The organism is Bradyrhizobium guangdongense, assembly GCF_004114975.1.
GTDB classification, from domain to species: Bacteria; Pseudomonadota; Alphaproteobacteria; order Rhizobiales; family Xanthobacteraceae; genus Bradyrhizobium; species Bradyrhizobium guangdongense.
In genome coordinates, this window is sequence record NZ_CP030052.1 from 710,138 (window position 1) to 723,122 (window position 12,985).

Below are 12,985 nucleotides of genomic sequence, written 5' to 3' on the forward strand. Positions count from 1 at the left end.
CTCGATGATCCCGCACTAGCTTTCCGGCCCCACGAGTAGCTCGCATCTCAACCTGCTCGCGGCCTTCAGGCAATCTGCCGATGTTACGCGTTGGATCCCTCTTGCGTAGTTCACACGTGATAGAACGTCGGCTTGGTAGGCCGATGTGCCAACATATCGATGACGCGCCTATCGTTGCACAGCGCTTGATAGCAACCGTCCGCCATCCCTAGCAGGGTCTTCCGCCGGCTCTCGGTCGCGAGGTCCATCCCGAGATCGGAAATCTGCTCGGCGGAGGGCTGCTCGTCGAACCTGATGTAGCGATCGCCGAGCTGATGCTTGAGCATGAAATCGACCAGCTGTTGCTGCGAGGAAATGATGGTCGATGGAAGCCGGTTGTTCTCGAGCCAGTCCCTTTGGCCGAAATTGCGTCCCGCCGACGTCGGCAGCGAGAATTTGCTGGTGGTCGTGCCAATGCTCATCACCGATACGTCCTCGATCTTTTGATCCAGGAACTGGACAGCTTCGTGCAGCGCACAAAGGTCAGGTGCGTTCGCGACCACGCCGCCGTCAATGAAATAGCTGTTCCCGATCTCGGCCATCGGGAAGTACAGCGGCGCGGCCGCCGTCGCCATGGCGATGTCCGCGGCCTTCACCTTGTAATCGGTCATGAACCTCGGATTATGCGCGGTCTTGAACATCTGGACGCTTCCCTTGGTCATGTTGACCGTCGGAACAAGCACGCGCGTCTTCGCGTCGCCGAGCTTGGCGTCGGCGCCGAGCACGCCCTCGATCTTGCTCCGGAGCACCGTACCGTCGTACTTGGGATGTCGCCACTCGAACCACCGGGCCTGCATTTGCGCCAGCCGGCTTTTCGGCGTCTCCCCGCGGGGGAATATCTCTTCCCCGTGCTTGAGAAACATCTCCTGAATCGTCTCGGCCTTCTTTCCCATCGCCAGACCGAGGGCGATAATGCCGCCTGCCGATGTCCCCGAGATCAGGTCAAAGCATTCGTGAAGGGGGCGCTTTGCCTGCTCCTCCAGGCGCGCCAGGACCGAACTTGTGAACAGGCCTCGAAAGCCACCGCCGCTGAGAGCAAGTATCTGAAAAGTCATTGCAATCTCTAGTTTCGGAGCACGCTGTGGCATCGGAGATCCACCGAGGCTCGGGAATCCCGTATGAAATGTTCATTTTCTGTTCTACAATCTAGTGGACTCTCAAGATAGAGTCTGATTCGCGCGGTTGTGCGACTGGAGGGCATTGTCCACCGTCTAGATCTCCCTCGCTTTTCCAGATGGAGATCGGCCATGGCCAACGTCTCGAAAGTGCTGCACGCGTCTGGCGACGCGGCGTGTTTCCTGAAGAACCTGAACATCGCCGATACCGACCGCGCGTGCCTCATGGAAGCGCGCGAGAAGGTTCGAGATTGCCTGCGCAAGACGTTCGCGGCTTTGACCAAGCAGGAGCTCGGCGTGACAGTCCATCCCCGGTTTTTCACGCAGGGCAGCTTCGCATATCGGACCATCAACGATCCGTGCTGGACCCCGCCGCAGCAGATGGACCTCGACGACGGCGCCTACCTCCCGATGACGTTTATCCAGGGCGTACAGCGGCCTTCCGTCGCCGCTACCGCCTTCTTCAAGGTGGTTGACGCCGCGCTCGAGAAGCTCGCGAAGGAAGAAGGCTGGCAGTTCGGGAAGAAGCCGACCTGCTCGCGGCTGGTGATCTCGTCGAACTCGCACATCGACGTGCCGCTGTACGCGATTCCAGATGCGGAATTCGAGAAGCTCGAGAAGCAGATGAAGTCGTTCGACGCTATGGCCCGCGATGCGCGCGTCGACAGCGATGATCGTTGGGACGCGCTGCCGTCGGACTGCGTCCTGCTCGCCCATCGCGAGCACGACTGGATCTCGTCGGATCCGCGCAAGATCCGGGACTGGTTCGTCGAGGCCATCAAGATCTATGGTCCGGTGCTTCGCCGCGTCTGCCGGTACCTGAAGGCCTGGCGCGACCACCACCGCCCCCATCTCGACGACGTATCGTCGATCCTTCTGATGGTGTGCGCCTTCGAAGCGTGCGAGGACCTCGGCCGTCCGAACGTTCCCGGCCGTGACGACCTGGCGCTGCTGCGGATCGCCGAACGTCTTCCGCGCCTGCTGGAAGGCCCGGTCTACAATCCCACCGACCGCGACGAGCGCGTCGACGGCAGACTGAGTGCGGCCAGCCGCCGTATCGCGATCGACATGGCCAAGAAGTTCGATGCGGAGCTCACAGAGATCGTCGAGAAGTGCTTCGATCCCGAAGAAGCCATTGAAAGGCTGACCGCATTGTTCGGTGACCGCATTCCGGATCAGATCGATCTCGTCGACGTCACCAAGGCCGCGCATGCCGAGATACGCTCGCATGCTCCGAGGATCGCCGCCGCCCCCACGGTCGGCAAATCGACCAGTGCCTGAGCGGGACGACGATTCTGTCCGGCGCATTCACGACGCCTTCAGTCAGCGCAACTTCCGGCGCGACTTTTCGCGTCGTGGCCTTCACTACATCGGCCTTCTCGACGAGACCGGACTCAAGGTCCCGGCGGTCGTATCCGTCGACGACCTCGACTTCATCAGGCCTCCGGTCATTTGCCTGACCGACCCGGAAGCGGGATCGAAGGGGCAGGTCCCGCATGTGCTCCGCTCGGACGGCACGTTCTGCTATCTCGACCGCAAGAGCGTCGTGCTCGACCGCTACAAGCCCGCCGAGACCATCATCCAGTGCCTCGAGCGTGCGGACCAGGTGCTGCGTGACGCCGTAAGGGGCCGCCTGGTCGACGACCTCGCCGAGGAGTTCGGCGGCTACTGGTCGGACGGCGAGGTCTTGGTCGATCTGCCCCCTTCTTTCGAAGGCGACGCGAAGGTCCACATCCTCAGGCTGGACCGCGATCCGGAGCACAAAACCATCGTCGTCTCCCACGACAAAACAAGTTTCGCGAAGCTGCACCGGAGGAACACCGTGAAGGATCCTGGTCCAGGTATCCTTTGCCCGATAATTCTGGTGCCGCCGCTTTCGTTCGATCCGAAGCTGCCGTGGCCGCCCAAGGATCTGGCGCAGCTCAACGGCTGGCTGAAGAAAATGGCCCCCAATGCGCTCGGATCGATCGAAGCGGCGTTCGCCAGGACGAAAGATCTCCACATCCAATGGATCTGCCTGTCCGCGCCGAACGGAAGGTTCTTCGTATCGGCGGAGATCGCCAAACCCTATCGGACGCCGGAATTCCTGAAGAACAGGCGAGCCAGCATCGCGCGAACGCTCGATCGGATACCGGCCGCTGTCGAAATTTCGGGCTATGTGGGAGTCCCCGCCGATGAAGGCTATGTCTTTTCGAGGAATCTCGGTCACATGAAGAACCTCGCAGGAAAGCGCATCCTGCTGATCGGATGCGGAACGGTCGGCGGATTTCTTGCGCAGCACCTGGCTCAAAGCGGTGCCGGCGCCGGCGGCGGAAGATTGATGCTCGTCGACGACGACGAACTCCAGGGCGCGAATCTCGGCCGGCACCTCCTCGGCGCGCCGTATCTCACGTGGAACAAGGCCGAAGCCTGCGCCGATTTTCTGGGCCAGCAGCTGCCGCACCTGGACATCGGGTTCAGCTGCGATTCGATCATGAAGCAGCTGGCAATCCTGCAGCGGTACGACCTGTGCATCGATGCCACAGGCGAAGAAGCGCTGTCGATCGCGCTGAACGACTACGCCGTAAGAAAGCGTCCTGACTTCCCGCCGATCCTCTATACTTGGCTCGAAGGAAACGGTGCCGCCGCCGTCGGCTTCATGTCGCACGATCCCGATCTCGCCTGCTTCAAGTGTCTGAAGGTTGAGCTCGCAGGCGAGAAGAGATTCCGGCTGCTACGCGAGGGAGTGGAAATCGAGACCGCCCGGAATCTCGCGTGCGGAGACGCCCACTACATCCCCTTCCCCGTGTCGCGGGCGGCTAGCGCGGCCGGCCTCGCGTGCGACATGGTTCTCGATTGGGCGAACAACGGCGAGCGTCATCGCTGGCGGTCTCTCACGATGGATCATCGGACCGCCAACGAGGTGAAGGACGGCAATCCCAAGCGGGTCGTCAAGTGTCCCGCCTGCGGCGGAAGCGCATGATCTTTCTCGCGAAGGGCCGTCTGGTGACCCTCGCCGACGCCGTCGCGCAAGAGCTCGCGCGCTTCGCGGCTCCGCCGGAGTCGGATCGCGAGGCCGGCGGCATACTTTTGGGACGCTACCGAGGCCCGCACGTCGAAGTATTGAAGTGCACGACTCCGATGCCGGAAGACCGCCGCACCCGCTTCGGATTCGTGCGGCAGGACAAGGGCCATCAGGAAATCGCGAGCAGAGAGTGGTTCGAAAGTGGAGGGGCCGTGAACTTCGTGGGCGAGTGGCACACCCATCCCGAGCGGCATCCAACGCCGTCCTGGGTCGACCGGCGGTCGTGGCGCAAGCAGTTGCGAAGGCACAAGTCCGACCCTTTGGTATTCATCATAGTCGGTACAGCCGCGACGTACTGTGAGATCGGCTCCGACGGGCACCTCGTCGCCATGGGCAAGATCGGTTGAGCCGGCGCAAGCGCTGATCTCCCGCAAATCACAAGCCGAAGTCCCAGGTAGGCGAGCCGAAATGAATTCGGATCAGCCTAGTGAGTGCGGAAACAGATTGCGCGCTTCCTGCGATCAGCTTCAAAAGCCTCTTGCCGTCATCCATTTTATCGACTGCGAAGAGCGCCAATGCGCCCTTCATGACGGAATCGCAATCCTCGTTCGAGGCGACCGATCCAGCATATTCCACCTGATTGAAACCGATCGACAACCAGGCGCTGGCCATGTCGAGGAGCCGATTCCTTCCGCTGCCATCCGGTTGCATGTGTTTGTCCAAGGCGTGGACTCCATGCGCCAGAACGTAGGACAAAAGCTTGCCTGACGTCGTCTGAGGCGAGGGGTCTGCGATTTTCTCGAAGCAATCCGGCTTGGTTCGACAGTAATTCTGGTGATGCCGGACGAAGTCCAATCCCGAGATGTCCGACAACGGAAAATCATCCGCAACCATAAACTCTGAACAGAAATCCGGATGCCACCGCCACTTCCCGTCGACACGCCTCAATGGGCCGTCATCCTTCTCCGGATCGTACTTCGTCACCAACGGCGAAGCGATATCCTCGAACGCCATGAGAAAACGGAAGGCCGGCGGGTGGTAGTTCGGCATCGCCTCGACCCAGTAGATCTTCTTGTGTTTGACGAGTTTCTCCCAATCGAACTGAAATTCGACGGTCCCATAGAGTGACCCCAGCGACCAATTATTGGCCGACAGCCAGGTGACGCTGATGCGTGATTTGTTGAGCCGGCTCTTGTCGAAGACAAGCCCGGACTTTATCCGTCCGTCCTCGATGATCCGGCGGGCGACAGGCAGGTGCACGATATGCCGCACGGTAGTGAGTTCGGCGTACTTGTCGGCAATCTTGTATCGCTCCCATTCTGGCTGGGGCATTTCAGTCCTCGGTTGTCTTCGAGCTCCAAGTGTCGGAACCTGCCCTATCTATCGAACGAGAGGGATCGTCCTTCCGTCAGATCGCCAAGGAACGCGGCGCAACGCGATCTATCGGAGCATAGAGCAGACCGTCTCCGCCGATCTGAACCGGTCCGTCGCTGCGGCGCGCCCTCGCGTCGAGGCGTTGGCCTGCGAGAGCTCTCCGGATGACATCCGCATCGACCCCTACGAACCGGATCGAGTTCGGCATCGCTTGGGCGAGGGTCTGAGCTTGACCGAGGGGAAACGGCAGCACGCCAAGCGGCCCAACGGGTACGCCTAGATAGGTGGCGGAGTCCTCACCGTCAGACCCGAGGAACGCTCCCTCCAGAGGCCTGTTGCCGCCGGCAACGTGCTCCGCCAAGAGCTGCGATGCCATCTCGCTGAACCCCATGCCGGCCAGAAGGTAGCCGACATGAGCCCGGGCAATGTCCTGAACTATATCGTCCCGTTCGTGGGCCGACGGGGGTTCGCCGTGCGTGTCCGGATCCAGCACGTAGAGGAAAGCACCTCGTGGTGGGATTTCGACCCCCCAACGCGACATGACCGCCCAGCCCTTTGCGCGAACCGCGGTCCAGCTATTCCTTCCCGGCCACGTTCCGCAATCTCTCGACCACGACTCCCTTGAGTTGGCCGTCGGCAGTTTTTATAGGACCAGGCAACCCGGTGCCGGTGCCGTTCGATGCCTGACTGGTACCCTTTGCCTCGGCGACCGCAACTCGACCCGATCCGGAGCCGCAGATCCAATCCGGAAGCTCGGTCCCCTTTCCGGCTAGTCTGGTGACACGCAGACGCTTCGAGACGTTCGTTGGATCTCCGTCGATCGGTGTGAACCAATCGAAACCGTGGTATCGGGCGAGGTAAGCCCGGGCGAAAAATCGCCCGAACAACCCCGAAAACGCGCGCCGCATCTCCTTGCCGCGGCCAGGCCCCTTGCCCTTCCAAATGAGTCCGTCTCCGCCGGGGACGAGGAGCTCTTCGAACAGCAGGGCCAATGGCCTGCTCGATCCGCCACCGGTCTGAAGGAGCTCTCCGATGGCACATGCGGCCACGAAATCGGTATCCACCTCGCATTGGCCGCCGGGACTTATGCCGGAAAGCAACTCCTTTGGGCAGGCGCTGGGCGGCCGGACTACATAGCGAATCTTGTGAACGCTCATCTGTCCCCACGCCCCTCACAAATCTCCGTTAAAATCTAATACCATGCACGAATGTCGCAGCCTTTCCTCCCGCGCGACCATGGATTCACTTAGATTGCGCCGGACTTGTCCTGCAAGCGAAAATTGAGCAAAATTCTACCGTGCGGAGACAATCGACGTGGATGCATTCGTTTTTCTGAAGGGATTGCCAGCCGTTCTCGGCATCGTGGGCTTCTTCGTCTATCTCTGGGCCGGCCAGTACCGCATCGGCGGTGACCTCATGAAGGGCGTCGTCGATAAGCTGCGCGCCGCTCCAAATGTCGACATCAAGGATTACGCATCGCTCACGCCGACGCGCATCGGTCAATTGATCGAACGGGACACGGCCGTCCGCAGTGTGGTGAACGATCAGGACGTGAAACTGATCCGCCTCATCGTCATTCTCCATAACGTCTTGACCTTGATAGTGCTTCTAGTCTGCGCCGCACTCGTCGGCCTCGGCATTTGGCTCATCGCAAGGCCTGAGCCCCTGTCAATCGTGGCCAGACCGCCCGTTGCCGCACGTGCGAACGCCGACCTCGCGCTGACCGTTCTCGATCTGGTGAAGGTCGAATGGGATGCGAAGGGGCTGACCGAAAGCGTCAGCGTTTTCCTAGAGAACGTCGACACGAATGCGAGAACGAGCAAGAAGGCGGTATTGGCGGACGTCCGGAGCGTGACTTTCAGTGCCGACGATCTCCACGACGTCGCGAGCAACCGGAATTATCGCGGTAAGAACCGGGTACGCACGGTCATCGAATGGAGTGGACAAACCGTACATTCGGACATCGCGGATATCCTCGTTGGAATCAAATACAGGCTGATGGTCGGTGGGAAGCTGATCACTCCGCAGGGAAGCCGGTCGATAAATACTCTTTTGGCTACAATCGACGACAGTACGGAGCAGATGCCACGAGAATATTGCTTTTCGGTCGACTTCGCCGGCTGGAGCCACTCGAACTCGGCCTTAGTGGCTCCCCTCAAAGCCTGCAACTCCAAGGCGGAGGTGAACCTGCCCTTCCTTCAGCAGGTCGAATGGGGCCGCCCACCCGGCCTTGTTCTCAACGATCCTCTGGCCGACAGACCTATTGCTCGGCTGTGCATTGCCGCGCCGCAGCATTCCGGCAACAATTGCTGACGGACCATGTCGATGGCGGCACCTGCACTGCCTTTCCTTGGAGAGAGATCATGACGGAAGTGAATAGTGAAAACCTCAAGAAATGGGCCCTTGCTATCGTCGCCGAGGTCGAGCCTGACGACACGTTCGTCGTGGAAGACGGCTTCGATGCGCTGGTGGAAGAATGGCATCGCGCGGACGCACAGGATGAGGGCCGCTTCATCGGCGGGGCCGAAGTCGCGACTTTCGCCGCCATGGTCGCTCCGTTTCTTCTGGCGTTCTTCGGGGACGTCGCCAAGGACGTCGTGAAGGACAGAGTAAAGACGGCCATAGGGTCCCTGCTCGATCGGGTGCTGGATCGTCGTGCCAGGAAGGACGACGTGGAGAAGCTTCGCAAGGAAGTGTCGTCGGCGATCAATAAGAGCCGCTTCTCCGCGGCCGAGAAGGCTAAACTCGAGGCCGGTTTCGCCAAGCTGTTTGCCAAGGTTGGCCCGAAGAAATGAAGGGGACCCATCCCAGGAGTTTGCTGCGCCGCCTCGGCATTTCCGACGGCCCCGCCGCGGCGGCGATCATCATCTCGGTTTGTCTGCAGTATCTTTTTCTCGCAAAATTATGGGAGGGCTACCCGATACGGTACATGGGCGACGTCATCCATCAGAACGTCGTGCTTTCGATGATCGGCCTGACCGTGCTTGGCGCGATCGTCATCGCAGCTGCATCGCTGTACCGATGGCGAAACGGAACGAATGCCGCGTCGAAACTAGAACGACTTGCCGTGAACCCGTCCTTCGATCCCATCCGATCAACGCTGGAGCAGATCGCGGCACGTTCGACCCTGCGTTCGCAGCCTCGCCTCCTGTACACTCCGAAGAACGGTGACGCGTTGGAAGCCAGAGAACGCGTGACGCCGTCCGGCGATGCGGTCGTCGTCGGTCTCAATCAGCGTGCTAGACAACGCGATCAACCACGTGCCTTCGAAGCCATGATTGGGCATGAAGTATCGCACCTCGAACTTGGCGAAACCTGGCTTGAAATTTGGGCAAGACGCGGCATCCTCCTGCATTTTCGAACGCTCGGCTGGGCGGTCGCGATATTCTGCCTGGTGCTCGGTTTCATCGATCGCAGAGGCATCGGCAGCCATCCCCCTTTCGGAGGCTTCATTCCGGTCTTCGATGGCGCTATCTTTGCCGGCCTGTCCTCCCAGTTCGCGGTTCTGATCCTCTCGAGCGCGATCGTTTTCGTCTATTCATACTTCTTCGTCGTTCGCCGCGAGCACATCCACGATTTCCGCGGCTCCCAACTTGCCGGAACGGACGCCTTGGCCGACGTCTTCGCCGCCCAGCAGCCGCCGGCGTTCCGGCCGTTCGACGCCTTCAAAGATTTCTTCAATCTGCATCCTGATCCGGCCGCACGAACCCGCGTGATCAGAAATCGTGACCTGATCCTGATTTCGGTGATCCTGTATCCGTTGGTCATGTCGGGCTTGCAGCCGTTGACATTGTTGCTGACGGCGGGCTGGCGCGACTTTTTCGGCGTGGCGAGAGAGGCTTGGAATTTCGGCCTGACTGTCGCCTCCGGCCTCTTCCTGTATGCCGTTCTGCGCGCTGATCTTGCAAGGTTGGGTTTGGGTCTGCTTTTGGACCCACGTCGGTACGCCCTGTTCGTTCCGATCTACGCTCTGGTCGCGGGTCTAGCCACACAGATCCCGCGCATCGTGCTGGAAGTCCTATACGGCTGGCGTCATGAATTTTCGCTCGACCAGATCGCCGATCGGATTTGGAGCGGAACGCTGATCGGGGGTGCTCGCATCGCGCTCATGACGGCCGCCATCCTCGGCCTGCTCGCCTTCCTGAACGGCGTCCGCATCGCCGCAACCGGCGAAACAAGGCCGGGCAAATGGAGCGCTATAGGTGACGCGGTTGCCGCCATTCTGGTGGTCGGAGCGTTCACCATCGCAAGCCTATCGAGCCTTCAGTTCGCTATCGGCGTGCTGGCATTCTGCGCGCCTCTGATCTTCGCTTATGCAATATTGTTTGCATTAGTTTGTCGATGTCTGGACTGCGGTCGCAGGCGCACTTCTGCTCTGCGGCTGTCGACGCGATGCAGTTGCGGGAGGGACCATTTGTCTCTGCCAAAGCTTTGGACTCGACATCCATTCGAGGTCCAGCTGTCGGTACCGAACCAGGTGGACATCAAGGGTCGAGAGAAGCCGGCCTAAACTGGTCGGACTCGGCGAATGTGAATTCGCTTTCCTGGAGGGCCACTCCGAATTGCCAGGCGATCTTCTGCGGCAAAGCTTTGCGCCAGTACAAGCTCTGCTCGTGCAAGGAATGCGAGTCGCCTTCCAAGTGCTTCTTCGGACAGCCGCCCCAACAGACCGGAAGGAACGAGCAGCGGCTGCAATTGGGCTGCCGCGTTGGGTCGAAGCCGGTCCACCAGGCCGCATCGCGGCCGGGCACCATGTCGCCTCCGGCACGGCGGATGGCGACGGGGCGGTCCTTCTCGCCCACTTGAAGCCCGCACCGATAGTGATTGCCGTCCGCTCCGATCACGATCGAATCGTTGGCCAGCGCTGCACAAACGGAGGTCCTTGGCAAAGGATAGAGCGAGCGGGTTGTGGTTTCGTCGAGAGTTGCTTCGTCGGGGACCATCTGCCGGGACCGTTCGCGAAGTCTCTCAAACTCTTCCTCAGAAAGCTTCGTGCGGCTAAGAAATCCGGCGCGCTCGGAAAAGTCGGATATCCGTGCGAGTTGAAAAACGCACGGAAACGCTCTGTCGAACCAGCCGCGGTCCTTGCAGAAGGCGATGAAGCCGTCCAAATCGCATTGGTTTCCGTGATCGGCATTGAACCTTACGTCGACGCGTACCACCTCGAGCAATCCGTCGACCACCGCGGTCGCCTGATCGAACGAGGAGACAGACGGATCGGGCGCCCTGCCCCTTCTATATCGGCGTCTCTTGTCGTGGTTCGGTTTGAGGCCGTCAAAGGAAATCTGCACCTGCCGGAGGCGGTGTCGCCTCACGAAGCCGGCGATGTCGTCCGGCCAGCATGTCCCGTTCGAAATTACGGAAGCGGAGTAACTTACCCCGATCTCCTTGCATAACGATTGAAGCGCAGCGGACGCTGCATCGATGAAATCGACGTTGAGGAGCGGCTCTCCGCCGTACCAGTCGACGTGAAGGCTGTCCTTACCCGACGCGACAAGGCGCTGTCGGGTCCAATCGACTATCGCCGGAACATCGCCTTCTGCGAGAGCATCGCGGGATCTCTCTTCGTAGCAGTAGTAGCAACCCAGGTTGCAGTCCTGCGTCGTCGTGAGGGTGATGACCATAGGCGTCCGTCCACGCGCATGCCAATAGCGCTCGCGGATCATGTCTAGCTCGTCGAATTCGTGGTCGACGAGAAAGCCCCCTCGCCGTAGTGTGGCGAGGAGCGTACGCGGGATCGTCTTGGCGGCGACCCTCCGCGGAGGACCGCAAAGCAGCTGCGCAAGCTCGCGCGCGTCCTGGCCCGACAGCCGAACCGAAGCGCCCGTACCCGCGTTGTACAGGACGTTGTCGTCGCCTAGCGGGACGCAGAAGTTGTAGCGCGATGATCGCAGACGATGCCGCGCTGCAGTCACTTGTCGATATCGACGATGGCGAGGCAGATATTCGTGCCGTACCCGCAAAGCCGAGCACCGACGCGACCGGCCTTCTTCAGATCCGGAGTGATAGTTTCGACCTGAACGACGTGCAGCTTGCCGGGTCGGACCTTCAACTTTACGTCCTTGTCGTCGGAGACGATCAAGCTCACCTTCGGCTTCTTGGTCGGCTTTCGCGCCATGGCTTCCTCCCGCCCCGTTTCCGTGAACAACCTATGGTCGCACATTCTTCGCAATCGTCAAGTGCAGCCTTTTGCCCGTCCGAACTTAGGAATCCCTGACGGCGGCGTGCGCCTGGCATCGAAGCCGTATCGAGGCTAAGCGTCCAGCGAACTCGTTTTCAATCGCTCCACCGGGTTTCGCCGATGATGTGGGTACCCGACTTCGCGACGGCCGCCGACGGCAGGCACGTCGGCAAGTCCATCGGCAGGGTTGTAGCCGGTGGAGGACCGATTGAGACTTTGGTCAGGTGGCGTTCAAGGTCGCTTCGGCTGCTTTAATCTTGCCGAGGATATCCTCGAAAGAAGGGATCCTCCGAAGATCATGCCGGCCATCTTCTGGTAGTCCGCCTTCAAAGGTTCGAGCATGCCGTCGACCGGTACGATACCGAACGTTCCGGGAGTCGCCTGGTCGAGATCGAGAGGCTTCCGGTTGAAGTAGAGGCGGGCATGGCGAACGCAGCTTTCCGCGAGCTCCAGATCTTTAAGTGCGGCTTCGCCGTGTTCGGAGGTCAGAAGCCGGAATATGTCGTAGTAATGGCGCGACAATCGCTGCCCGTCCTTGTAGAGCTCCCCTCTGTTCTGGAACCAGTGTCGCTGTCCGTGTAGGATGATGATCTTGTCCCAGAACGTCCTCTCGGGCTTGATCGTCAGCACGTTTGGCACGGTGAGGTCCAGGCCGTCGGTGTCGGTGGCAGAATATGGACTGATCGTTTTCGTCTCATGCGGATCGAGCGCCGACTTAGCGCCGGATTCGATCTTCACGACGCGTCGGACGTACCGCTCGTCGGAATCCGCGAATGCGCTTGGATAGTGGAAGAGCAGGGATTGAGCGTCGGGGTCGTCCGGATCGGGCTCGATCTTGAACGTCAGTCCTTCGAGCTCACCAGCGGCGAAGTTCGTCAGCGCGTTCTGGAATTCGCCGTTAATGAAACTGCTGCACCGCTCCTTTATTTCGTCAAGCTTTCGCTTGCGTTCGTTCGATCCCATCGCGCGGAGATCGTCATCTGACGGGAAGTTTTCGCCGGGCAGGTCGTCGCGGAATACGGTGATGTCGATGTCTTCCGAGAACCGCTGGATCAGATCGAAGGCCTTCGAGAGTGACGTGCCGCCCTTGAAAAGCAGACGCTGCTCGATGCCCGCCTTGTTGTAGAGCGCGTCGAGGATCCAACAGACCCAAAAGTCCTTTTCGATGTTCTCCGGGGGGCACGAGAGACGCTGTCCGGTTTGTTGGAACAGTCCCCGCCGGTCTTCAGCGCTTGCTCGAATGATCTGCGGCAGGTCGGTCATGATCGCATC

General features: G+C 60.3%; 12 protein-coding genes. 6 read left to right on the forward strand and 6 right to left on the reverse strand.

What is annotated here, in order from left to right:
• Positions 1-110: 110 nt before the first annotated feature.
• Entirely contained in the window at positions 111-1,094 is a 984-nt protein-coding gene (locus tag X265_RS38985; protein WP_164934236.1) for a CBASS cGAMP-activated phospholipase, read from the reverse strand.
• Between the two features lie 192 nt (positions 1,095-1,286).
• On the opposite strand from X265_RS38985, the gene X265_RS38990 reads away from it, so the two are divergent.
• The 3 genes from X265_RS38990 to X265_RS39000 are packed head-to-tail and all read left to right on the forward strand — an operon-like array spanning position 1,287 to position 4,565.
• On the forward strand, positions 1,287-2,435 hold the full coding sequence (locus tag X265_RS38990; RefSeq protein ID WP_128929569.1) for a CBASS cGAMP synthase: 1,149 nt from the start codon (positions 1,287-1,289) through the stop codon (positions 2,433-2,435).
• Positions 2,383-4,116, forward strand: a complete 1,734-nt coding sequence (locus tag X265_RS38995) for a ThiF family adenylyltransferase (protein ID WP_210347026.1) — start codon at positions 2,383-2,385, stop codon at positions 4,114-4,116. Before X265_RS38990 ends, X265_RS38995 begins: the two co-directional genes overlap by 53 nt.
• Positions 4,113-4,565 (forward strand): Mov34/MPN/PAD-1 family protein, encoded by a 453-nt coding sequence (locus X265_RS39000; protein WP_128929571.1) that lies wholly within the window; start codon positions 4,113-4,115, stop codon positions 4,563-4,565. Before X265_RS38995 ends, X265_RS39000 begins: the two co-directional genes overlap by 4 nt.
• A 28-nt stretch (positions 4,566-4,593) precedes the next feature.
• Here X265_RS39000 and X265_RS39005 read toward each other — a convergent pair whose 3' ends face one another.
• Positions 4,594-5,490, reverse strand: a complete 897-nt coding sequence (locus X265_RS39005) for a hypothetical protein (protein WP_128929572.1) — start codon at positions 5,488-5,490, stop codon at positions 4,594-4,596.
• 617 nt (positions 5,491-6,107) lie between these two features.
• Complete coding sequence (locus tag X265_RS39010) at positions 6,108-6,689, reverse strand: hypothetical protein (RefSeq protein ID WP_128929573.1); 582 nt, start codon at positions 6,687-6,689, stop codon at positions 6,108-6,110.
• A gap of 157 nt (positions 6,690-6,846) precedes the next feature.
• Here X265_RS39010 and X265_RS39015 point away from each other — a divergent pair, with 157 nt between their 5' ends.
• The 3 genes from X265_RS39015 to X265_RS39025 are packed head-to-tail and all read left to right on the forward strand — an operon-like array spanning position 6,847 to position 10,042.
• The gene (locus tag X265_RS39015; protein WP_128929574.1) at positions 6,847-7,845 is read left to right on the forward strand and encodes a hypothetical protein; all 999 of its coding nucleotides are present in this window, start codon (positions 6,847-6,849) and stop codon (positions 7,843-7,845) included.
• Positions 7,846-7,895: 50 nt separating this feature from the next.
• Complete coding sequence (locus X265_RS39020; protein WP_128969537.1) at positions 7,896-8,327, forward strand: hypothetical protein; 432 nt, start codon at positions 7,896-7,898, stop codon at positions 8,325-8,327.
• A complete protein-coding gene (locus tag X265_RS39025; protein ID WP_128958738.1) occupies positions 8,324-10,042 on the forward strand; it encodes a hypothetical protein in 1,719 nt (572 codons plus the stop codon). Before X265_RS39020 ends, X265_RS39025 begins: the two co-directional genes overlap by 4 nt.
• Here the strand turns inward: X265_RS39025 and X265_RS39030 are convergent.
• The 3 genes from X265_RS39030 to X265_RS39040 form a co-directional block, all read right to left on the reverse strand.
• Positions 10,017-11,198 carry a radical SAM/SPASM domain-containing protein gene (locus X265_RS39030; protein ID WP_128929577.1) on the reverse strand — a complete coding sequence of 394 codons (1,182 nt, stop codon included), beginning with the start codon at positions 11,196-11,198 and terminating at the stop codon, positions 10,017-10,019. The genes X265_RS39025 and X265_RS39030 overlap by 26 nt on opposite strands.
• Positions 11,199-11,443: 245 nt before the next feature.
• Positions 11,444-11,650, reverse strand: coding sequence for a hypothetical protein (locus X265_RS39035; protein ID WP_050631493.1), 207 nt, complete (start codon positions 11,648-11,650; stop codon positions 11,444-11,446).
• Positions 11,651-11,944: 294 nt separating this feature from the next.
• Positions 11,945-12,976: a nucleotidyl transferase AbiEii/AbiGii toxin family protein gene (locus tag X265_RS39040; RefSeq protein WP_232995576.1), complete on the reverse strand. Its 1,032-nt coding sequence runs from the start codon at positions 12,974-12,976 to the stop codon at positions 11,945-11,947.
• Positions 12,977-12,985: the final 9 nt, after the last annotated feature.

Bases quoted from the DNA above. Each gene is read 5' to 3' on its own strand.
- X265_RS38985 (WP_164934236.1), bottom strand. From the start codon at position 1,094: ATGACTTTTCAGATACTTGCTCTCAGCGGCGGTGGCTTTCGAGGCCTG.
- X265_RS38990 (WP_128929569.1), top strand. From the start codon at position 1,287: ATGGCCAACGTCTCGAAAGTGCTGCACGCGTCTGGCGACGCGGCGTGT.
- X265_RS38995 (WP_210347026.1), top strand. From the start codon at position 2,383: ATGCTCCGAGGATCGCCGCCGCCCCCACGGTCGGCAAATCGACCAGTG.
- X265_RS39000 (WP_128929571.1), top strand. From the start codon at position 4,113: ATGATCTTTCTCGCGAAGGGCCGTCTGGTGACCCTCGCCGACGCCGTC.
- X265_RS39005 (WP_128929572.1), bottom strand. From the start codon at position 5,490: ATGCCCCAGCCAGAATGGGAGCGATACAAGATTGCCGACAAGTACGCC.
- X265_RS39010 (WP_128929573.1), bottom strand. From the start codon at position 6,689: ATGAGCGTTCACAAGATTCGCTATGTAGTCCGGCCGCCCAGCGCCTGC.
- X265_RS39020 (WP_128969537.1), top strand. From the start codon at position 7,896: ATGACGGAAGTGAATAGTGAAAACCTCAAGAAATGGGCCCTTGCTATC.
- X265_RS39025 (WP_128958738.1), top strand. From the start codon at position 8,324: ATGAAGGGGACCCATCCCAGGAGTTTGCTGCGCCGCCTCGGCATTTCC.
- X265_RS39030 (WP_128929577.1), bottom strand. From the start codon at position 11,198: ATGATCCGCGAGCGCTATTGGCATGCGCGTGGACGGACGCCTATGGTC.
- X265_RS39035 (WP_050631493.1), bottom strand. From the start codon at position 11,650: ATGGCGCGAAAGCCGACCAAGAAGCCGAAGGTGAGCTTGATCGTCTCC.
- X265_RS39040 (WP_232995576.1), bottom strand. From the start codon at position 12,976: ATGACCGACCTGCCGCAGATCATTCGAGCAAGCGCTGAAGACCGGCGG.